Annotated in this window: 12 protein-coding genes; all 12 read right to left on the bottom strand. The window is 43.8% G+C overall.

Annotated elements, in window-relative coordinates:
* Window positions 1-790: 790 nt before the first annotated feature.
* The gene (locus ACFO6W_RS05140) at window positions 791-2,767 is read right to left on the bottom strand and encodes an alpha-L-arabinofuranosidase C-terminal domain-containing protein (RefSeq protein WP_379994300.1); all 1,977 of its coding nucleotides are present in this window, start codon (window positions 2,765-2,767) and stop codon (window positions 791-793) included.
* Window positions 2,768-2,786: 19 nt separating this feature from the next.
* Entirely contained in the window at window positions 2,787-4,721 is a 1,935-nt protein-coding gene (locus ACFO6W_RS05135) for a glycoside hydrolase family 97 protein (RefSeq protein WP_379994298.1), read from the bottom strand.
* Between the two features lie 10 nt (window positions 4,722-4,731).
* Window positions 4,732-5,292, bottom strand: coding sequence for a sugar O-acetyltransferase (locus ACFO6W_RS05130; protein ID WP_379994297.1), 561 nt, complete (start codon window positions 5,290-5,292; stop codon window positions 4,732-4,734).
* Window positions 5,293-5,509: 217 nt separating this feature from the next.
* Entirely contained in the window at window positions 5,510-7,399 is a 1,890-nt protein-coding gene (locus ACFO6W_RS05125) for an arabinan endo-1,5-alpha-L-arabinosidase (protein ID WP_379994295.1), read from the bottom strand.
* 41 nt (window positions 7,400-7,440) lie between these two features.
* Window positions 7,441-9,234 carry a RagB/SusD family nutrient uptake outer membrane protein gene (locus ACFO6W_RS05120; protein WP_379994294.1) on the bottom strand — a complete coding sequence of 598 codons (1,794 nt, stop codon included), beginning with the start codon at window positions 9,232-9,234 and terminating at the stop codon, window positions 7,441-7,443.
* Window positions 9,235-9,349: 115 nt separating this feature from the next.
* Window positions 9,350-12,583, bottom strand: coding sequence for a SusC/RagA family TonB-linked outer membrane protein (locus ACFO6W_RS05115; protein WP_379994293.1), 3,234 nt, complete (start codon window positions 12,581-12,583; stop codon window positions 9,350-9,352).
* A gap of 18 nt (window positions 12,584-12,601) precedes the next feature.
* A complete protein-coding gene (locus ACFO6W_RS05110) occupies window positions 12,602-14,377 on the bottom strand; it encodes a RagB/SusD family nutrient uptake outer membrane protein (RefSeq protein ID WP_379994292.1) in 1,776 nt (591 codons plus the stop codon).
* Window positions 14,378-14,383: 6 nt separating this feature from the next.
* The gene (locus ACFO6W_RS05105; protein WP_379994291.1) at window positions 14,384-17,530 is read right to left on the bottom strand and encodes a SusC/RagA family TonB-linked outer membrane protein; all 3,147 of its coding nucleotides are present in this window, start codon (window positions 17,528-17,530) and stop codon (window positions 14,384-14,386) included.
* Between the two features lie 21 nt (window positions 17,531-17,551).
* The gene (locus ACFO6W_RS05100) at window positions 17,552-19,345 is read right to left on the bottom strand and encodes a LamG-like jellyroll fold domain-containing protein (protein ID WP_379994290.1); all 1,794 of its coding nucleotides are present in this window, start codon (window positions 19,343-19,345) and stop codon (window positions 17,552-17,554) included.
* A gap of 141 nt (window positions 19,346-19,486) precedes the next feature.
* Window positions 19,487-20,971, bottom strand: coding sequence for an arabinan endo-1,5-alpha-L-arabinosidase (locus ACFO6W_RS05095; RefSeq protein ID WP_379994289.1), 1,485 nt, complete (start codon window positions 20,969-20,971; stop codon window positions 19,487-19,489).
* Window positions 20,972-20,997: 26 nt separating this feature from the next.
* A complete protein-coding gene (locus ACFO6W_RS05090) occupies window positions 20,998-22,542 on the bottom strand; it encodes an alpha-N-arabinofuranosidase (protein WP_379994288.1) in 1,545 nt (514 codons plus the stop codon).
* Between the two features lie 91 nt (window positions 22,543-22,633).
* Window positions 22,634-23,605, bottom strand: coding sequence for a glycoside hydrolase family 43 protein (locus ACFO6W_RS05085; protein ID WP_379994287.1), 972 nt, complete (start codon window positions 23,603-23,605; stop codon window positions 22,634-22,636).
* Window positions 23,606-23,615: the final 10 nt, after the last annotated feature.

The raw sequence follows: 23,615 nt of genomic DNA, 5'->3' as shown, positions 1-23,615 counted from the left end.
AGAATGCGGATGTTGTCCGCTGCTTTGTTTAATAATTTGATTGGTGTCATCGGTTATATTGTATATGATTATTATAATTAATTCGGATTGAAAAAGTAACAAAAGTAACAGATATATCAGTTAGCAGTCAACAGTAAACCAACTTGTAACTCGTAACTTTCTTAAAAAGTAACAAAGGTAACACTTTTTTCAGTGAACAATAAACAGTATTAACAGTAAACAGTCATCAGTATCGTGGTCTGTCATGCTGAGAGAAACGAAGCATCTCGTCAGGGAGTAGTTAACTCCCGCTGGCGCGGACTTCCAGTCCGTGTCTTGTTGATGTTTGCTACGCAACACACAGACGAGACGTCTGCGCGAGCGGGTGAGAGAAACGAAGCATCCCGTCAGAGAGTAGTTAACAACCTGTCTCTCGTATCTTTCTCCCAAAAGGTAACAAAGGTAACAGTATTTACAGTCATCAGTCAACAACTCGTAAGATGTAGAACTTTGCGCCTTTGCGTCTTTGCGTGAAACAAAACAAAACGTCAGCCAACTTGTAACTCGTAACTACCCGAAGGGCGAAGAAATAACATTCGCCGAAGCGAAGGCGAGGCAAACTCGTAACCGCTTTAATCAGTCTTTCAAAGAACTATCAGCTAACAGCTAAAGGCTATTGGCTTATTATATAGATAAAATTATTGAAAAAGAATCTATCCCAAATTTAGTATAAATAAAAAGAATCCAAATACTATTTTCCGTCAAAGCAGAGAATATATCCGGATTCTTCCAAAATAATCTGATTGTTGATTTACAGTTTTACCTTATATACACCGAATGACTGACCCTGAGTCTGTATATTCAATATATTTCCATCTATTGAGGCTGTTGCTTTCTCAGGAATAATATTCGTTGGTGTGTCGAGTGTATTTATTGCTTTCAAGTTATTATTCTTTATGACTATACAGTCACCGACTGTGAATGCCGCATTCTTTTTAGTTCCTGTCAATGTTACTTTTACATTCTTTGCTTCGGTACCTGTATTTGCCACTTTCACAATGTAACAGTTCTGGTCTTTATCATAAACAGCAGAAGCATAAAGGTTATCCTGCCCTGTCACAGCCTTTTTATCCGGCCACAACAAAGTCATTGTATTTGTCCCTTTATTTTGCGCATAAAGTTGCTGCACATAATAGTTCGGAGTTTTCATCATCCGCAGATTATCGAACCAGATCATATCCGGACACCATTGCCATGCATCCACATGTGCAAAAAGAGGCGCATAAGTACACATATGAACAATATCGGCATTACGTTCCAATCCGGTCATAAATGCAGCTTCGGACAGAGCCGACAGAAAATTGTTCTGTTTCCCTGTAGAATGGTCGTGTGAAGCATATTCTCCGGCAAACACAGCCGGACCTTTACGGTCATAATTATCGTAACGTGCAGCGTTTTTGAAGAACCAATCCGGCTCTTTATAGTAATGTTCGTCCACTAAATCCACCTTCAGACGTTTCATTTCGGGCCACAGATAGTCGAATTGCTTTCCGTCAGCCGAAGGTCCCGAACTGCCTACTATCTTCATATCAGGATATTTTGCACGAATTTCTTTCACGAATGGAGCCAGATGTTCAGGATATTCTTCTCCCCATTGTTCGTTACCGATACCTATAAATTTGAGATTGAAAGGTTCGGGATGCCCCATATCGGCACGTACTTTTCCCCAGGTGGAAGTTACAGGGCCGTTTGCAAACTCAATCAGGTCCAGAGCATCCTGAATGTATGGCGCTAAATCGCTTACAGGCACATGCGCATGCCGGTCTTCGTTCTGAAACTGACACGCCAGCCCGCAGCTTAATACAGGAAGCGGCTCTGCCCCCATATCTTCCGACAAAAGGAAGTATTCATAAAAACCTAAGCCGTAACTCTGATAATAATCTGGAAAGAAACGGTTAGTAAATGTATAGTGCCATCGGTTTTCATTCACAGGACGGTTTTCAACCGGACCAATGGTCTTTTTCCAGTCATAACGGGTATCGAGGTCTGTGCCCTCAACGATGCATCCTCCCGGAAAGCGGAATATACCCGGAGTAATGTCTGTCAGCGCCTGAGCCAGATCTTTTCTCAATCCGTTCTCACGGCCTTTATACGTGTCGGTAGGAAATAATGAGACATGGTCTACGGCAATCGCACCCCTGGATGCAAGGAATATGCGTAAGCGTCCCTTTTCCTCTGTTGCCTTAGCTGTTATTACTACCTGATGCTTTTGCCAGTCCGGTGAGTTTATAATCAATTCCTGACTGCCTATTACTTCATCTTTGGGATTGATAAATTCGACACGGATTTTCTGGTCTTCCGTTGTATTCACTTTCTTCGCCCAAACAGAAAAACGGTAAGTCGCATCTTTCTTAAAGCCCATCCCGCGGAAGCCTTCGTTCTCTATCCCTGTATGCTTATGTGCATGTCCGGGATTGGAAAGGACCAGATAATTCGGGTTTTTATCGAAAGGAGGATTATCTTTCCGCACTTCCACTTTACCGAAAGTGTACCAGCCCATGAGCTCCTGCGGAAAATCAAAAGACCTGTTCTTCACCAGCTCGGCATACAATCCGCCATCGGCCCCGAAGTTTATATCTTCGAAAAAAAGGCCGTACATGGTAGACTGAACAGGCGCTCCCACTTTCTTTGTGTCTAATGTAAATTCATAGGTCTGCTGTGCAACAGCCGACTGACCGAAAGCCAGTAATGAGGCCAGGCCTACAATTTTATATAAATTCTTTTTCATCATACTATATGGTTAAAGATTAAAATACTATTACAAATCCGCCATTCGGCTGAATTTCGACGCTTAGTTTCCCATTATTCAACAAAACCTGTTTTTGGCTGAACGTACGGTTAGTATCACCGTCGGTAATCATTGTACCTTCTTTTGAGATATTCAGTTTCGACAAATCCAGTTCCAACGTCTTCACTGCGGTTTCGGCATTAATTCCGGCCACATACCATTTTTCTCCCGACTTACGAGCAAACACGGCATATTTGGCAGGGAAGCCATCTATTAACTTCACATCATCCCAGCTTCTTGGAACATTCTTCATATACTCCTGTACATAGTCAGGTTGTTTTTCCATACTTTCAGGAATTTCCACATAATGCTGAATTCCGGATTGGAAAAGAACGGTCAATGCAATTTCGAATCCGTTGGACGTACGACGCCGGATATTCGGTATCTCGCCAAAACAAACCGGAGTAAAGTCCATAGGGCCGACTACATTACGGGCAAAAACAGCCGTAGCACAATGTTGCGGAGCCAGATCAGCGGTCTCCTGAGCAAAGGTGATAAACTCAAATCCTTTGATAGATTCCAGTGTCATCAGGTTAGGGAATGTGCGGCTCCAGCCACGGGGAACAGTAGTTCCGTGGAAGTTGAGCATCAACTTATAATCAGCAGCGTCCTGCATCATATCATAATAATACTGAATGGCCGAAGGCCCGTCTCCCGGCCAGAAATCGACTTTAAGACCGGCGATCCCCATCTTGCTCACCCGTTCAAATTCAGCTCTGCGAGCGTCCCTTGTTAATAGTGCATTCTTCGGGGTTTGATAAGTTGTATTCCAATCTCCCGCGGAATTATACCACAGAAGAAGTTTAACATTCTTGGTCTTAGCGTAATCTATCAGCTCCTGTATTTTTTCATAACCTATTACCGTATCCCAAAGTCCATCTACCAGAACATATTCCCATGTCATTTTAGCGGCATAGTCGATATATTGTTTCTGGCGGTCGTAATTAACGGACGGGTCTTTTTCCACACCCCAGCTCCATGCTACGATTCCGGGTTTTATAAAACCTGCGTCTTTCACCCGGCTTGGTTCGGAAACATCTGTTACCATCGAGCTTTCTACTATATCGTTTAATCCTCCCAGCATAATCACACGCCATGGAGAACGTAATGGCAATTTCGATATCGGAGTAACAGGATCGGTAGGTTTTACAGTTTCCCCCTGTTGCGGAAACTCAATAAAATATTCACCATCAGGACTATGCTGAGCCAGACGTGTGCCGCAATAAGGCGGTTCTAATCCCGCTTCTGTAAGTAACACCCATGTTTCTCCGTTATTGAATAAAGCCGGAAAACTCCATCCTGCTTTTTTAGGGGCTTCCGTTCCTACAGGAATGTCTGTAATATAATTATCTTCATAGCTCGGACATGTCTGTGCCCAGCAGTTTTTCACATCATCGTGCGGATGCAACCACGCTTTAGTTGTAGTCGCAAAGCGGAACGATGTATTTTCTTTCTCTATGGTCTTTTCATCTGTAGAAGTTTCATCAAAGGCATAACGGAAAGCAACACCGTTGTCTCCGATATGGAAAGTAATTGTCATTTCTTTTCCTTCCGGATTTTTTACTTTCACATCCCATTCATTTGCCTTAAAACTATTGTTCAGCCTTTTTTCGGCAGGAGTGACATAAGTACCCTGTACATCGCGCCTGGCTCCGATACTTACAACTTCAAGAGAAGAGAAATCAGCATCGTTTCTCATCAGGCCTAAAACTGAAGGCTCGATAACAGTTACACCATTCTTTTTAATGGTATATTTCAATACTTTTGCAGAATCCCGGCTCAATTCGACCGTTATTTTCCCATCAGGACTGGTTAAGGCATCTTGCTTTGGAGAGCATGACGCCAATAATCCGATAATAAAGAGAGATAAAAATCCTCCCAATAATTTTTTCATGGTAATTAATTTATTTTGATTGATTTAGCTTTTTCACTACTCTCGCAGGATTACCAACCGCAAGGCTGTCGGCCGGAATATTTTTTATCACCACTGCCCCTGCCCCGATAACAGAACGGTCACCGATAGTCACACCGGGACAAATAGTAGAATGTCCTCCTATCCAGCAGTCTTTTCCTATAACCACGGGTTTACATGCTTCCCATTGTTTGCGGTCTTCAATATCGAGCGGATGACCGGCTGTATATATATGTACGCCGGGTGCAATCAACGTATTGGCACCTATCTTTACTGTTCCGCCATCGAGGATAACCGCTCCGGTATTGATAAAAACATTTTCTTCGGCATATATAAATTCACCATAATCGCAGAAAAAGGGAGGCTCAAGGTGGAGATCCTTTGCCGAATTAGGACATAATTCGTTTATTACATCATGAAATTTATCGGTATAATATTCCGTCACGTTCAATTTATGAAGTATTGGCTTTATCTTTGCCCGATGTCCGATCATCTCTTCTCCATGAGCCCAATAACGCTCTCCGGCAGCCATTTTCTCCTTCTCTGTTTTCATTTTTATATCAGCGATTTATTTAGATCTCCCTGAAACACTATATAAGTGTATCAAATACACTTGCAAGATAACAAATAAGTGTTTCCAAATACACTTATTTAGATATGTTATAAAACATGTTATTTCTCTCAAATCTGGCTATCAGCTATACTTAAAAGGTGAAAACTGTTTTGTTGCCAATTGACAACAAAACAGTTTTTAGTACAAAAATGAAAAATTATTTTATTTTCTTCCCCCAGTAAGTTTTAAAATTACCACCATAAGCAGCATAAACTATAGTATGTGTCCTGGGATTAGCTTCCCAGTCCACCTCACGTTGCAGATATAATTCTACACCATTCACTGTCAGTACTTGCTTACCGGCATCGTAACTCCATGCCGAATTTTTCCATGTACCTTCCGATACGGTATGATCTGCCGCCAATGTCATTACAGACGATTCCTTCTGTTTTCCGTAGCTATATGACAAATCGATATGCTCCCAGTTACCAACCAATTCTTCTTCAGTAATAGCAACTTGTGGTACAGCCCCGTAACGTTCCGGCATCACCAGTGGCCACCCGTCTTTTGTCCAGCGAATGCTGCGGACATGTCCCATCATAATATAATTATCTACACTTTCAGGTAAACGCGCTTGCGAAGAATAGTACCAATTGCCATTACCATCGTTGAATACAGCGCAGTGTGAGATACCTACCCAACCATTACTGTTCGCGAACTTATATGGATGAGTAACCACCGGAAGCATGTCTCCGCCCGCAGTTACATTCGTACCATCAATACCCAGATATGGTCCCGTAATGCTCTTCGAACGGGCTACACGGGTATTATAAGGAACGCCGAGCGCATCATAGGCCACAAACAGATAGTAATATCCTGTTTCAGGATTGTAGACTATTTCCGGGCCTTCACTAGCCTGCCAGCGATTACCTGCCTGACGTGTGTATATCAATTGTCCGTATCCGGCAGGGGCGCTGGTATCAGCCCACGGAACTCCTAAACTTTGTTTCGGCATACCATCTGCAGCATTCAATTCCATAGCAACTATGCCACTGTGCCACGAACCATAAATAAGCCAGTGCGCTCCCTCAGGAGTGACTATATACGAAGGGTCGATAGCATTCCATTTGTAGTAGCAATTTGCCCAGTCGTTTGCCTGCACATTGAAATTAAGACCTTTATCCGAAGCATTGGTGACTACATATCCTTTGTCTACCCAGCCATCATTATTTGCCGGATCGGTGTTTTCCATCATACCGATAAAAGCCCGTTCGCCCCAAGTACCCTCGCCATTAAGCAGCCCCGGACAAACAATCGAGTAATACATACGGTACAAATCGTCATTTACCTTATGAACACCAGGCGCCCAATATCCGAACTCACTTTCACTGGTACTGGTAGTTTCTCCCAGCCCCATCTCTTTCCGTATCTCATTCAGTTTAGGAATAACCCACCCCGGTAGTTCTTTCATAGTTCCACCGAGATATTCCCAATACACAAGGTCTTTGGAACGGCGGGCATGAAAATGTCCATGTCCGGCATGCGCATTTCCGTATGAAGCATCCGTCTGATACATATAATAATAACCGTCTTTAGCCAACACCACCGAAGGATCGTGTACATTGGCCAGATTCCACTGGCTGCGGTTGTCCCAGACAGCAATACTTGCATAATTATCTGCATAAGCAGGAGCCTTATACTGAGACAGTTGTTCATCGAGTGTCCCTTCGCCGGTTGATACCTCTATTTCGGACGAATAAGCTACTCCCCCGTTATAGATGCTTACAAAGGCGCGTACATAATAGGTGGTATTGCCCTGTAAACCTGTAAGCGTAGCTGTAAAAGACTCATTACCCATAGCCACAACCGGTGCATCGTAAATATCCGGGTTGGCTTTAGTGCTATAGCAAAAACCACGTTTCGACAATATCACACCTTTTGCAGAAGACAATGTTGCCTGCAACTGCGCCGATGAATAGGTTATTTCCGCAACAACAGGCGTTTCAATGATTACGCCTAGTTCCCCAAAATCCTTATCATCGTCACTGCACGCCCCAAGAAGGAGCGAGCAGATAACTAATAAGCTAAACCATTTATAATATTTCATACATTTTTCGTTTTTAAAGTTTTTAACCTTTACATATCCTTCTATTCAGATGCCACTGATAATTCCCAGCCCGGATTTTGCCTAAGATTCGGAGCCTTCTTCACTTCTGTATCAGGCAACGGGAAGTAATAGTTTTTCGGGCTGTTGAATGCGCGGGTAGGATGTTTCTGAGCTCCACCGTATGTGTAAACGGTTGAAAGTTCGGGAGTAACAGTTACACCATAAATATTGTACACCTGCTTGTAACGCGGCAGGCTCTTTTCACTGCTGACAGTCTGGCCTTCGAACAATTTCCAGCGACGCTCATCAAAGAAGCGATGGTCTTCGAAACAGAATTCTATGCGGCGTTCGTTACGGATACGCTCACGAAGCTGTTCCTTTGTCATACCCTTATAAGGCGGCATACCTACACGGGCACGCACCTGATTTACATACTGATAAGCCTGATCGGGCCCCGAAGCCTCATTTATCGCTTCCGCCGCATTCAACAAGATTTCTGCATACCGGAAGATAGGACAGGCATGGTTGTATGTAGAAGGGCTTTTGAACGACATATTGTTCAGGAACTTCTTTGTATAATATCCGGTCAGTGTACCGCCATGCAGCTGCTGATAGTCTTTTCCGTCAGGATATGATACATCAACGGCACGTTGTTCTTCCTGCAAAGGATCACCCCAGACGGACCCGTTGTGCAGAATGGTCTGTTCCAGACGCGGGTCGCGGTTCGCATACGGATTCTGGTCGTTATAAGCAGGGTCCTGATCGATAGGCAGACCATTGATGGTTTCATAACTATCTACCAGATTCTGAGTCGGATTGGTACGTCCTGTGGAACTTGCTGTACCACTGAAACCGCAAGGTGCCAGGAACAACTCTATCTGATAGGTATTCCATACCGAACGGGTCAGAATGTATTCGTCATTATAGTACGGAGTGGTCACAAAACATTCGTAATAATTTTTATTCGGATTATTATCACTTGTCGTATATAACTTATAGCGGTTACTGTGTTTCGCATTTTCTGTAATTAAATCCAGTGCCGCCGTAGCAGCTTCCTGCCAGTATTCAGCCTTATTCTCGGGATTATGGAGCGCGGATGCCCTGTACAATAAAGCTCTCGACTTTAAAGCATAAGCAGCGGCCCCATTCACACGACCCCAGTTTTCATCCTCATTGCTATAACGGTACGGCAATTGATTTTTTATGGCGTCACACTCATCGGCAATCCATTTCAATGCGTCCGCACAGTTCGTACGCGCCCTGTTCATAGCCTCTGTGTCGCTCGGATCGAATACGATAGGTATTCCATTCTCATCATTGCCGATAACGGGAACATCACCAAACCAACAGGCTATGTCGAAATGGAAGATAGCGCGAAGCAGACGAGCCTCAGCTATATTGCGATCGTACAGATGATTATCGTCTCCTGTTTTTTCCGAATTACCAATCACTGATGAGCGGGCGTTCTTCATAAACTGGTTTGCCGCGCGGATACCTTTGAAGTTCTTCGGCCAGAAATCCTTGGCAAACGGATGGTCTGCAGCCGAGTAACTGTCGGTAAGCACACTATGATAGTAGTGTACATCCCAGAAAGACAAAGAATTGTCGGTCATACAGTCGCGTGACGCGGCCAGAAATTGTCCATTATTATATCCTGCGAAGGCATCAGGCAAATAAGTATAAATATTTGCAAGGAAACCCCGCGTATTCTCAAAGCTACTGAATACCTGTTCGTCCGACAGGGACAAGTCCACTTCTTTGCCCAGATAATCACTACATGAATGATTACTTAATAGCAACAGCACTGTGGTTATATATATTGCAATCTTTTTCATTTTATATTCCTTGTTTATTCTTGAATTAAGGTCTCAGACCTTTTTATTGCTTTTGTATGTATAATAGCAATAATATACTATGTCTGAAAACAATGCTTTAAATATTTTACCTTACTTAGAAGCCAATGTTTATACCAAATGAGAACGAACGGGTTTTCGGATACCACCAGCAATAGCTCATCGGCTTCTCCGGGTCCAGGCCTTTCGGCAAATGGCTCCAGGTATATAAATTGTATCCGCTGAAATAGATACGGCATTTGGTAAGGTTAGCCTTAGCTATAAGCTTCTTAGGAAGCGAATAGCCAACTTCAATATTCCGCAGCGACAGGTAATCCCCGTTTACGATCCATATATCATTCTGATATGTACCTGTACTGCGGTCACTGTCAATAGCGTTGAATCCGCCATAAGTAGGACGCGGATAAGTAGCGTTGATGTTACGCGGATCGGTAGGATCGTCATTATAATATCCCCATGCCTTGGTCACTTCATGGGTACCCATGTTACTCCAGCCCGAATAGCTGACAGCAGGAGACAGGAATACCGAACGGTTGAGGTAAGCCGTGAGTATGGCGCGGGCATCGAAACCTGCATATTCGAAACCGAAAGTCATAGATGGAATCAGTTCCGGAATGATGGTATAAGTATCGGGAACCATATCATTAGAGTCAATCTGACGGTCGCCGTTCAAATCTTTAAATACGGCAGTACCTAATTGTTGAGAACCATTCGAAGCCGTATTATACGGATATTTCTCCGGATTATCTATAGCATCCTGCTGACTGGAGGCAATCAGGTTCGGATCGCTTGCCCAACCCTCAAATTTGTAAATATTCCAGCCTCCGATACTGTTATTAAAAGGTATTTCGTAAAGTTCCGCAACTGAAGTATAATCACGGATACGGTCACCCGTTTTGCGCTGCCAAGGCACATTCGGCTCTGTCTCATCCATTTCGGTAATCTTATTGGTATTGTAAGACAGCATACCTTCGACAAAATAATTCACCTTACCTATATTACCACGATGGCCGAGGGATAATTCCAGACCTTTGGATTCAACTTTTCCGTAAGAGTCCTGAGCCACTGCCACACCCACTATACTAGGGATAGTAGAGCGGTCTATCAGGATATTCGAACGCCACTCTTTGAACGCATCGAACGAACCGTAAAGCTTCTTATTCCAGAAATCGAAGTCTAAACCGACATTCAGCATTTCAGAGAGTTCCCACTTGTTGTTATTGCTGCCCGCCAGGCTTTCATAAATACCTCCGATGCTCGAACTGGAAGTACCAAAGTTATAACCTGTACCTGAGCCATAAGTGCTTTGATATGGATAACGGTTGGCTCCTGTGGTAGACTGCCCGGAAGTACCATATGATGCGCGGAGCTTCAGCAAATTAATATTCTTGTTCTTCAGCCATGATTCTTCCGAGGCTACCCAACCGATAGATGTTCCCCAGAAAGTACCCCAACGGTCGTCAGGAGCAAAATTGTCACAACCCATATGAGAAAGGTTACCTGAGAAAATATACCTGCTGTCATACACATAAGTAGCCTGTCCGTTGTAGGACATGAAACGGTTGGAAGACTGATTGGCATAGTTGGTACTCTCAATCCGGTTCACCGCATTCTGATAGGTACGGAAGAAAGCCCGGGCTCCGACATTGTGTTTACCAAAAGTCTTATCGTAAGAAAATCCTGCATTGAAATTGAGATTGTAATAGTTACCACGTTCGTTAGCCGTCGGGTCCGACAAGGCCGAGTAAGAGGTCATTTTTGACAGGGTAAATTCTGACGGATCGGTAACCGAAGCATTTGAATAATCGTAGTAGTAAGAATTGATACTATTGGTCTGTGTAGATTCAAATACGTCGTAAGCATCGAAACTCACCATTGCATTTGCTTTCAGGCCGGGAACCAGTTCTCCCAGATCGCCTGTCACATTTACGGTCGAATACAGGTTACGGCGACGGTTCTTTTCCTGACCTGATGAAGCCAGCAATCGTGCCGGGTTATTAGCCGTATTGGATGAATATATCTGTCCGCCCGGAGTATATATCGGTTCCATAGGATTCGCTTCCACCGCACCGAAGGTCACGAGGCTGAATACACCTGTTGTAGGTTGTGTAATATTATCGATACGTCCCCCTAAATCCAATGATACGTTCAAATACTTATTCACATCTATGTCCAGATTCGAGCGAAGGTTATAGCGGTTCAGCGTATGGGAAGTATTATAACCTTCGTTATAGTTCGTCCATTTATCATTCCACATACCCTCCTGACGAAGATAAGAGAACGACACATAATAACGTGCACGGGCATTACCGCCACTTATCTGCATATTGGTCTTATATAACGGGGCTGTTTCGCGATACAGTTCTTCAAACCAGTTTGTATTAAAATACTTATACTGGTCGATACCTGTCAGCTTCTCACCTGATGATACACGGCGGTACATCTCTACCTGAGCATTTGTGTACATAGGGTCAAGGCCATCGAGATATCTCACCTGATTGCGGGTAAGCGCCATATTGTAGGAGTTCTGTGTTTCAAACTTATTGCTCAGCATCTGAAAACCTATTTCCTGTGTAAAGTCTATCTTCGTTTTTCCTGCTAAACCACGTTTGGTAGTCACCATAATCACACCATTAGCTCCACGCATACCGTAAATAGCTGTCGCTGCCGCATCTTTCAGAACAGTGATATTCTCGATAGGAAATGCATCCAGAAACGAAAGGTCACGTTCTACATTATCCACAATTATCAGCGGACTACGGGCATTCTTATTCATTGTACGCAAGCCGCGGACATACATAGTCGTTTCTGTCCATCCGGGCTCACTTGACCATTCGTAGGTTTCCACTCCGGAAAGAGTAGAAGTGAAAGCATTCTGAAGCACCGAAATAGGGTGCTTTTGCAATTCTTCACCGGTTACTACCGAAGTGGCTTCCGTCATAAATTTCTTCGGCTTGCGGCCGAAAGGAACAGGCATGGTATGTAAATATTCATCTAAATCCGGTTCCATTACTATTTGGAAAGCGCCGCTAAATTCGGCTGTACCGGTAGCATTTTTATAACCAATACTGCTGACACACAATTCATCGTCCGGCTTTACATTCTTCAGACTGAAATACCCATCTTCACCGGACAGTGCTATGCGGCTCTGCTCCGCCACATTTACCACAGCTCCGGCAATAGGTTTGCCTTCGGAATCCACGATACGGCCTCTCAACACCTGTTCTTCTTGTGCCCAAGTATTGCAGGTTACGAATATCAGTACCCCCATCAACAGGAATTTACTTATTCCTGCCAACTTGTTTTTTATATTATTTATGCTTGTATACATATGTATTCAATTTAAGGATTACCAACCCGGATTATTTTCAATTCCTGTTTTCCAAACTTCCCCTTCAGGTATCGGATAGAGATACATCTTGTTCTCGAACACCCGGCTCTGGGCCACCTTACGCGTAATGGTTCCGTCTGCACTTACATTTACGCCATAGATAGGACGCGACAATGCTTCTACAGCAACATTCCAGCGGCGGACATCCCATGCGCGATGTTCCTCGAAAGCAAGTTCCACAGTACGTTCTTTATGAATGAAGTTGCGCATATTATCCTTAGAAGACGTCAAATCGCTACGGTCTGCTATCTTACCGCTGATGCCTGCGCGGTGACGGATTTTATCGAGCATATTATATACTTCCGTTCCCGGGCCTTGCGCCTCGTTCAACGCTTCGGCATAGTTGAGCAGGATTTCAGCGTAACGCATGATAGTCCACAGGCGGTAAGCGCTCTGAGAATGTTCTGCGCTCAGGATAGTTTCAGGAATATACTTACGCACATAGTAACCTGTCGGAGTTGCATTCGTATTACCGATAGGATTGTCCCTCTGGCCCAGTACCACATTGATAGTACCATTACCCCACTTCACTCCATTGCAGAGAACGGTTGCAGCCAGACGCGGGTCACGGTTCGTCCAAGGTTTGGCTTCATCATATCCGCTGGCGGTATTTATAGCCGGAGTATTATTAGTATATACCGGAGCACCTGTTTTATCATACTGAGCAAAAGGAGAAGAGCCATCTGCCATATCGTACATATCCACTAAGTTTTGCGACGGACAAAGTCCTCCATTACCCCCCTCGCCTACAGGAGTATCATTCTTGATCGCATCCCACCTTATAACTACATCATTGCGATAAAAAATCACTTCCTTGTTATTTCCCGAATAGGCAGTCCTCAACAGTGCATTGGTATAAGCCTCCACACCCAAAGCATTCCCATCGGCATCAGTAGTTGAAAACAGACTGAAATTCGCGCCGTAATCATCAATAAAACTTTTGGCTGCATCAGCGGCCTGCTGCCATGTGATACCCGATTCGGCACTGAAACGCGGACTAGCCATATAAAGCATTATGCGTGAATACAGGGCCCGTGCCATAGGCTGGCCGATGCGTCCGGCCTGACTCGAATCCCAAGCTTCGTCATAGACCAGCAATCCGGCTTCGCATTCTTTCAGTTCTTTCAGGATAAAGTCTACAACATATTCCTTCGCTGTCGGGCGATTAATATAATTACTCAGCAAATCACCATCCGGATCGAGAACTTCGGTTACAATTGGAATAGCCCCATAACGCAGAAATAACTCCCAATAAAAATAGGCACGCAGGAAACGGGCTTCCGATGTATAGTTCAATTTATCCTGCTTGTATTGAGTATCGCTCAGAGAAGGCTCCTTCGGGACACTTTCGATACGGGTAATAATCATGTTACATTTACGGATAGCACGATAATAATGTTCCCATGTACCTGTAAGTTCCGCTTCGCCAGCCGAACCATAATAGTTTCCAATATTAAAAGTAGTTCTCACACCACCTGCAGAATAACTGGTTTCTGCTAAATCCGTAGCCGAATCCAACCAGGAATCTTTAATACGACTAGCTCCGTGGCGTAAAAAATTATAAGTATCATAGTGGAATTTCACCATCATCTCCCAGTCGCTAAACACTTCCTCTTCCGTCAGTTCGTTACTGGGCTGCTTGTCCAGAAAATCACCGAAGGCGTCCTCGCATGAAGTCAGTGTGAAAGCAGCGATGCACACAGCAAATAAGCTATATATAATTGTTTTCTTCATGTTCTATCAGAATTTAATATTTACACCAAAATTCAGAGTCTTCATAATCGGGTAGCGGTTAGATCCATTGCTTTCGGGGTCGGTCAGGCCATCCAGATCATCCCATGTTATCAGGTTGTTGGCATTAAAGAACAGCCGGCAGTCGCTCATTCCTACTTTCCGCGCCCAGTTGGTTGGCAGAGTATAACTTAACTCGATATTCTTCAAGCGGACAAACGCTCCGTTTTTCAAGAAGAATGAGTTTTGACGCTGATTATGGTCACCATAATTATTATAGTGCAATAATGGATATTTGGCATTTGCCAGATTATAGGCTTCACTTTGTGACGGATTCCAGCGATCGAGGTGATGCTCCTTCACCTTACCTCCGTTTACAAAAGCGAACATGGCCTCAGCATCATAATAACGGCTCACATTATCAACCCCCTGGAACATAACATTGAAGCCCCAGTTTTTCCAGTTGATACCCAATGTCAGCGCATATATATTTTCAGGAATATCGCTTCTGCCGATAAAGGTTTCATCCCTCTCGTCAATAAAGCCGTCTCCATTCATATCACGATATTTCAAATCACCGACCTGCACATTGCCAAAGGTCGAAACCGGAAGATCGCCACTGTCAATATCGGCTTGTGTAACGAATCCGTCACACATCAGTCCGAAGTATTGGTTGATAGGATGACCTTCCCGTTTACGGTATTCGGTTTTCAGGCTGGGTTCATCCATATCAAGAATTTCATTACGGGCATGAGAGTATGTCAGGCCGACAGAATAATGAATATCTTTACCTATACGGTCGTTATATTTCAGTTCAAGCTCGTAACCGCTATTCTTTGTTTTACCTAAATTCCCGGCAGCCATTGCAACACCTACCCACTGCGGACGGGTGAGGTATTCTGTCAATATATCGTTACGTTTTTCATAGAAAACATCTATATTGCCGTTCAGCCTGCTGCCAAACAAGCCAAACTCAAGTCCAAGGTTGTATTTGTGCGCGCGTTCCCAAGTAACGCCGTAGTTAGGATACTGAGATTCGTAGACACCACTTTTCCCGGTGGTTCCGAAGTAATAGTCATTCGCGATCTGCGACCACTTTTGTTCATATAAGAAACGCTGTCTTACACCGTTGATCTGATATATATCATTACCTACCTGCCCGTAAGAAGCACGAAGCTTCAGGTTATCCAACCAATTCTCTGTACCCTTCATAAATTCTTCGTTGGCAATGCGCCATCCTAATGAAAAAGACGGGAAAAAGCCAAAGCGTTTGCCACGCATAAAGTTTTCGGAACCGTTGTATCCGGCATTAAATTCGGCAAGATAACGATCGTCATAACCATAGGTGACACGACCCACCAAACCCTGGTAACGCTGTGCCAGATCCGACTTATAACGATAGTCATTCTGCATATAGAGCATCATGGCAGTCACATCATGCTTGCCGAACTTGCGGGCATAATTCAACTGAGCCTCCATGTAGAGTTTATAGATAGATTTAAACTTTTGCGAGTCTCTCAAACTCCCTTCCTCTGTAAACGCCAATTCGGTATCTTTATTAAACTGATTATAAGCATCGATAGATGTATAGTTATCGCGGTCATTCAGCTCGTAAGTAGCAAACCCTGCGGAATAAAGATTCGTATGGTAATTTTCATAGTCGAACGAAAGCATTGCTTTGGCGCTCAATCCTTCGGTCAGCCAGCCCAGTTTATAGTCGACAATAAAATTGGTTTCGTTGATGGTATTTACCGCACGGTAGTAACCACCCTCGGCCAGTGCGGCAACTATGTTGTTCTGGTACTGTGAGCTTCCTCCATAAAGGGTTTTGGTATCTTCACCGTTCTGTACCGTATATGATACAGGGAAGAGCCAGCCCGGAGTATGATTCAGTTCGTAAAATGTTTCGCTATAATCATTCCGTTCTTCGGTATTGGAACCTTTACGTTCTTCGAAACGGGTACCGAAATTTACCGAGAAAGTCAAATCCCTGGTCAGAAAGAAGTCGGTATTGGCCCGGAAAGAGTAACGGCGGTAATGAGGGCTTGAGCTATTACCATATACATTGTTACTTAAATTCTTAACCAAAGACGACTGATCGTAAAACTCGCCTGACGCGTAATAACGCATACGCTTGGTACCTCCACGTACACTTACATTGTAACGCTGTGCGGGAGCTGTACTTTTCAACACTTCGTCATACCAGTCTACATTTGGATAAAGCATCGCATCCAATCCGTTCAATTGACCGGCACTCGATTTACGGTACATTTCAATATCGCTGGCAGAGAACTGAGAGGGTAGCCCGTCATTGGCCAACGCTTCTTCGAGTAATGTCACCGACTCATAAGAGTTCAGATAAGTATTTTTGCGTGTAGGGCTTTGTATCTGCCAGTTAGCAGTCAAACTTACTTCCGGTTTTTGCTCCTTACCTCTTTTGGTAGTAATCAACATAACACCATTTGCACCGCGCACACCGTATACGGCTGTAGCAGAGGCATCTTTCAGCACGGAAATAGTTTCGATATCATCCGGTGCAATTTGTGAGAACGGACGTTCAATACCATCCACAAGGATAAGCGGCTGTGCATCGCCCGCAAAGGTAGCACGTCCGCGGATATAGATTTGCGTATCATCCGCACCCGGCGCACCCGAAGTCTGCGAAGTGACAACACCGCTAATCTTACCGGCAATGGCTTGTGAAACGTTAGCAGAAGGCGACTGAAGTATATCTTTAGTATTTAACTGCGAAATAGCACCTATAACACTCTCTTTTTTCTGTGAGCCATAGCCGACTACGACAACTTCACTCAACAATTCGGAGTCTTCCCTCATTGTCACATTTATTATCGTCTTGCCTTTTACACTAATCTCCTGAGCCTGAAAGCCGATGAATGATATCACCAATATAGCATTATCACTGCTTACTCTCAGGCTAAAGCTGCCATCATCATCCGTAATTGTACCATTAGTAGTTCCTTTTTCAACGACACTGGCGCCGATAACAGTCTCTCCGGTAATATCTTTTACGATACCTGTCACCTGCCTGGACTGCGCCCATGCATTTTGTCCAACCAGCATCAAAACAAGTATTGGCAGCAACCGCAGGAGCAAATTGCTCCACGGTGCTTTTCCATTTGTCCGTTTATTTTTCATATACAGTATTTTATTGATTTATTATTCAGCAGCATTCAAGAACGGATAGTATCCTACCGTACGCATATTCAGGCTGGCTCCCTCTACAGTAAGGAATGCGCCGACATCGGTAGTTGTAATTCCCTCATAGAAGAATGTGTAGTCACCCAGTTTCACGCCATCAGCCGTGGTTACCTTAGCTGTCATATCCAGACGGTTGCCACTGCGTCTCAGTATTATCATACAATATGCTCCTTTCATTTGCGTGGTAAAACTATCCCAATCATAACTTGCGGAGATATTCGCTGCATTGTAGCCAGAGCCTTCAGGCCCCCATCCGAAAGCATCGGCACGTAATACGAAATATTCCGCATAGCCGGCTTCACCTCTGTCTTTACCATTGGTAACAACCAGTAGCCAGTTGTTCCAGTTTGCGGCACCGCTGGTGTTGTTGATAAATGTATAAACAAAAGGATTAGTCTTAATCAGGGAGAAATTGGAGAAATACGACCACCAGCCTGCGCTTAAATCTGCCGGACCAACCAGATAGGTATCCGGTGCATATTGCTGGCCTACATATACCGTTTCCGGATCGATTGCCAGATAAGCTCCCTCGCAAGTAAGGAATGAACCGATACTGCTTGCCAAAGTTCCTTCATAGAAGTAGTTCATTGTGTATACGGTACCACTTGTAGTAGTTGTTATTGCTGTAACGTCTATCCGGTTACTTGTCCGTTTGATAGTTAAGTCTACATATGCACCCTTCATATCAGTCGTAAAGGTATCCCAATTGTAATCTGACGTTATATTGGTACCTGAAAAACTAATATTTTCCCAAGCATCAGCACGTAGTACAAAGTATTCGGCATAACCTGCTTCATCTCTGTTTTTACCGTTGGTGAGCACCAGCGCCCAGTTATGCCAGTTATTGACACCGTTGGTATAATTATAGAAACCGAAATGCATAGTCTGGTCACCCTGCATTGTTACAAGATCGGAGAAAGCCGACCACCAAGGGGTAGACATATCTTCGTTACCAACAATGATGTAATTATTTTCTTCCTCTTCACCACCTGTTCCCGGCACTTTTATCTGACTGTCGGTAATCTGATTACGGTAGATAGTGAGGTCGTCCAGCATCCATTCCTGAGTTTCAGCGCCTGAGCCATAACCCAGATATAAAGAAGGTACGGAAGCCATGAACTGAACGATTTTAGAGAAATCAAATCCGGTAACTTCCTTATCTATTTTCTTTTGTCCGTCTACATATACAACATATCCGTTGTCACGGATTGTCATAGCCACGTAATGCCATTCTCCGGCTGTCAGCAATCCGGTTTTATACCCTGAAGGATTGTTGTCCTCGTATTTTCCGTCAACGCCATCATAACTTAACCAACCATTGGCTGTGAAAAAGAATTTCTGCGTGCCATTTTCGTTTTGAAAAGAGAAAAGCGCCCCTTCCAAATCCTGCCCGGAATTTTCACCTGTCTGAACAACTTGTTTCATCCAGAAAGTGAGTGAAACTCCATTTTGAACTTTCACGCTGTTGAGTGGATTATTAATATGTGCATATCCACCATTCAGATGGAGCACACTACTCTTGCGTTCTTCATCGTTTGCCAGCGCGGGCGTGTTTCCATCACTATAAGCATAGAGTTGAATAATTGCAGGGTCAATTTCCTCCTCGAAGGAATAAGTAACTATCTTTTCCAGTTTAGGATAAACCTGATTGCCTGAAGGGGGATCTGTTTCACCCCAATCCTGACATGAAGCACACAAAAGGATTGTAAATGCTGCCATAATCAACGGCGCCCATTTTTTTACTTTTTGCATATAACTTAGATTAATGATTAATAATTCTTTTTTGCGCAGTATGTACTGCTTGGAAAAATATTTCGGTTAACTCAGTATATTACTGTTTTTCAATAGATTTAGAGTCACAAAGGCGTGAGATTATTTTTCTATTTTTTATTCTTATTTTATTCTTTTTCCCCAAATGGTATATCCTTTGGAATTGAGTCCGGTAAACAAAATAGTCTGAGTCTGGTTTTCCCAGTCCTGCCCCATAAACACCTGTAAATTGCTGACAGAACCCGATATATTCAGACTCAATACACCACTCCTGTCGAAAGACCACTTTCCTGACAAGCCGCCACTCAGTGACAAATCTTTATTTAACGTAATTACATCGGATTTGTTTTCTTCCCCTTCTTTAAGATGGTTTTCTCCCCACAATATTTGTCCGGCAAACAAGTCACGGGCAGGAGCATCGCCTTGTATAACAAGTATCTCCCAGTCGCCGGCAAGATCGCCTTCCTGTATTTTCTGCTGTGGGATAGCCGCATATCTTTCCGGAGATACTACCGGCCAGCCGTCGGCAGTCCAGTACATATCCCTGACATGAAGATCCATCATATGGTTTTCGGGACGCAGGCGTGCCTGATGAGCCATATAATATTGTCCGTTTTTATCCATGAATACACAGCAATGAGCTGTACCGGCCCAGCCTATATGATTGCGGAACTGATAAGGATAAGTCAGTATAGGGAAGTTATCTGTCTCTTCGCGCATATCAACTCCGAAGAAATCTGTGAAAGGGCCTTCGGGCTTATCGGAGCGGCCTACACGCACATTATAAGTCGTCATTAACGGGTCATAGGAAACAAACAGGAAGTATTTCTTCAGCCCGGGGTTATAGATTATTTCCGGCGCTTCTATATTGTTCTTCTTACCGTCGAAACGGCGGGCGGTAAGATGTCCCTGATCCCCGTCGTTAAGCGTAAGTCCTGTTTCGGGATTCAGTTGCACGCAATGCAGCCCGCCGAAATAAGAGCCGTAATGCATCCATTGCTCCCCATTTTCAGGATTGCTAACAATACTCGGATCGATGGCATTCATTACATCGCCTGTCTTCGTTTTCACCACACAGCCTTTTAGTTCCCAGGGGCCTTCGGGCGATACGGATTCAGCCATACCTATATAAGACACCTGTTTGGCAAAAGCCGAAACGCTGTAATATAAGCGGTATTTCCCTTTATATTCTACAATGTAGGGTGCCCATATATTGGTTGCGCCTTTACCGTTGTTATTATCCAAAACCCAGTCCTTGGCTTCCTGTGGAATTTCCTTAAAGGCCCATCCGGAAAATTCCCAGTTGACAAGATCTTTCGATTTACGGACTTGTATATAACCAAAAGGCAGATTATCTTTCTTCATTGCCGCGCTGTCTTCTTTATAAATAGCGTCGGTAGAATACATATAATATGTATCCCCTATCAGCAGGCACGACGGATCGTGTACATTGTAGGTACCCCATTGTTTATAATCCTTCATTTCAGAAATGCCCGAATAATCGTCAGCCCACGGATTTACGTTAGCTTTCGGCTCAAACGGTTTCTGAGCGCAAGATACAAGGAAAGTACAGCATCCTAAAAGCAGAATATTGAAAATTGTTTTCATAGTCAATTTAACCGCAAGTTTGTGAGTTAATTCAATTCTATTGTTACCACCGACTTAGCCGGAATCTTCACCGTTAATACATCATTCTTCACCGCTGCATCTTTGAAATCCTTCAACTCTACTTCGTTTGGCTTTTCGAATGTATTGTGAGAATCTGTTTTGGGCGCAGTAATTATATTACCGGAAACGAAACGGCCGTTTTTCAGGTCTTTAATAGTACATGTTATATCCACCGATTGGTTAGGATCGATATTCACAATTGATACATGTATTTTTCCGTTGCTGTCTTTCGATGCCGAAGCCGATACCGAATTGATTTCCTTACCCAGACGACTGTATGAAGGACTTATAATATCGAGCGGTAGCATGGTTGCATCCTGATGTACTTTATACATATCAAATACATGGTAAGTAGGAGTCAGCAACATTTTATCACCTTCTGTAAGGAACAAAGCCTGCAGCACGTTGACCAACTGTGCAATATTAGCAATACGCACCCTGTCGGCATGCTTGTGGAAAATATTCAGAATAGTTCCCGCCAGTAAAGCGTCGCGCAGGGTATTTTGCTGATACAGGAATCCCGGATTTGTTCCCGGCTCCACATTGTACCATGCACCCCATTCGTCTACTATCATGGCTATTTTCTTCTCAGGATCGTATTTATCCATTATGGCAGCATGTTTTGTCACTATCTCGTCCATACGCATACCATGCTCCAGTAACGAGAAGTACTCATCTTCATTGAAGCCAAGCGCGTTTCCTTTATCCTCCCATCTGTAGGTAAATGTATAATTGTGAACCGATACACCCGACATCATGTGATGCGGTATGTTTTTCATCATCACTTCCATCCAGCGGTAATCGTCTACATTAGGGCCTCCGGCAACTTTGTACAATCTGTTTTCACCGTAGTTGCGGCAATAAGTAGCATACCTGCGGTAATTTTCGGCATAGCCTTCCGGAGTCATATTTCCTCCGCAGCCCCAGTTTTCATTACCAACACCCCACAGAGTTACTTTCCACGGTTTTTCGCGTCCGTTCTTCTTACGGAGGTTCGACATCGGGCTCTCCCCGTCAAAAGTGATATACTCCACCCATTTCGACATTTCTTCTACCGTACCGCTTCCCATATTCCCACAGATATATGGTTCTGTTCCCAGTGCTTCACAGAGATTAAGGAATTCGTGCGTACCAAAACTATTGTCTTCTACTACCCCACCCCAGTGAGTATTCACCATTTTAGGACGGTCTGCTCTTGCACCTATTCCGTCCATCCAGTGATACTCGTCGGCAAAGCATCCTCCCGGCCAGCGAAGATTCGGTATTTTAATATGTTTTAACGCATCGATAATATCCTTGCGCACACCGTTCACATTAGGTATATGAGAATCCTCGCCAACCCAAAGCCCGTCATAGATGCAACGTCCGAGATGTTCGGAAAAATGACCGTAAATATGTTTGTCGATCTTGTATTTTCCGGAATTCGTTTTAACGACTATCTCCGCCTTTTGCTGTGAGAATACCGTTATACAAACAAAAAGAGATAAATAAAACAGTAGATTTTTTTTCATGATAAGTTATAAGTTGTGATTTATTAGTTTTTTAGAAAGGAGAGGTATCCAAAAGTGAGGACAAGCCCATACGGGCTTTATCCTCACTACCTTATTTAAAGCCTAAAACCCCTTCTGATGTCATTTGTATCCGTTTTATAGTATTATCTTCATTATAATACAGGCGGTCGATACAGACCGAACGGCGGAAACTCCCACCTTGTGTCGGTATTGCCCCGTTGTGATATATGAAATACCACTGCCCTTTAAATTCGGTTATTGCCTGATGATTCGTATTGGAATTGCCTGCTATCTCGTTCAGTATGCCTTTATACTCCCAAGGTCCGTTTATACTCCGGCTCATAGCATATCCCAGTTTTTCGGGAAAGTACTGTGCGTATGACAGGTAATACCATCCATTATATTTGTGTATCCACGGTGCTTCTGTAAAGTTTGGCAAATCGACAGTCATTACCGGGCCATCCAGTTCAATCATATTTTCCTTCAGTTTTGCATAGTAGCATTGTGTGTTTCCCCAGAACAAGTATGCCTGGCCATCATCGTCTATCCATACCGTAGGGTCTATATCGTCCCATCCTATCGAGGTGTAGGCTGTAGTCATATCGTTAGTTATCAGCGCTGAACCTCTGGCATCCTTAAACGGGCCAAGCGGATTATCAGCCACTGCCACACCTATAGACTTGCCGGGTTTGGTACCATGTTCTACAGTTACATACCAATAGAATTTACCATCACGTTCGATAACCTGCGAAGCCCATGCTTCACCCTTTGCCCATGTAAAATCTTTTGCCCGCAGCGGGACTGCGTGTTCTGTCCAGTTTACCATATCATCCGACGAGAATACAAGCCACTCGTTCAGTTCATAATGATTCTGGGGAGGGAGACATTCATCATGGCCCGCATATATGTATAGTCTGTCGTTATGTACCAGCACTGCAGGATCGGCTGTATATTTATGTGTAAAAACAGGGTTGCCGGTTATCTGGAAAATCGAGTCCTGTACCGATCCATGTAAATTACACACAATAATGCAAAAAAGAAAAATAAGTTTCAATATTTTCATGGTTTTAAAT

Source organism: Dysgonomonas termitidis (assembly GCF_042654545.1).
GTDB lineage: Bacteria > Bacteroidota > Bacteroidia > Bacteroidales > Dysgonomonadaceae > Dysgonomonas > Dysgonomonas termitidis.
This window is presented reverse-complemented; position numbering and strand designations above follow the sequence as displayed.

Coding starts and splice junctions, on each gene's coding strand:
- ACFO6W_RS05090 (WP_379994288.1), bottom strand. CDS start 22,542: ATGAAAAAAAATCTACTGTTTTATTTATCTCTTTTTGTTTGTATAACG.
- ACFO6W_RS05115 (WP_379994293.1), bottom strand. CDS start 12,583: ATGTATACAAGCATAAATAATATAAAAAACAAGTTGGCAGGAATAAGT.
- ACFO6W_RS05105 (WP_379994291.1), bottom strand. CDS start 17,530: ATGAAAAATAAACGGACAAATGGAAAAGCACCGTGGAGCAATTTGCTC.
- ACFO6W_RS05100 (WP_379994290.1), bottom strand. CDS start 19,345: ATGCAAAAAGTAAAAAAATGGGCGCCGTTGATTATGGCAGCATTTACA.
- ACFO6W_RS05130 (WP_379994297.1), bottom strand. CDS start 5,292: ATGAAAACAGAGAAGGAGAAAATGGCTGCCGGAGAGCGTTATTGGGCT.
- ACFO6W_RS05135 (WP_379994298.1), bottom strand. CDS start 4,721: ATGAAAAAATTATTGGGAGGATTTTTATCTCTCTTTATTATCGGATTA.
- ACFO6W_RS05125 (WP_379994295.1), bottom strand. CDS start 7,399: ATGAAATATTATAAATGGTTTAGCTTATTAGTTATCTGCTCGCTCCTT.
- ACFO6W_RS05110 (WP_379994292.1), bottom strand. CDS start 14,377: ATGAAGAAAACAATTATATATAGCTTATTTGCTGTGTGCATCGCTGCT.
- ACFO6W_RS05140 (WP_379994300.1), bottom strand. CDS start 2,767: ATGAAAAAGAATTTATATAAAATTGTAGGCCTGGCCTCATTACTGGCT.
- ACFO6W_RS05085 (WP_379994287.1), bottom strand. CDS start 23,605: ATGAAAATATTGAAACTTATTTTTCTTTTTTGCATTATTGTGTGTAAT.
- ACFO6W_RS05095 (WP_379994289.1), bottom strand. CDS start 20,971: ATGAAAACAATTTTCAATATTCTGCTTTTAGGATGCTGTACTTTCCTT.
- ACFO6W_RS05120 (WP_379994294.1), bottom strand. CDS start 9,234: ATGAAAAAGATTGCAATATATATAACCACAGTGCTGTTGCTATTAAGT.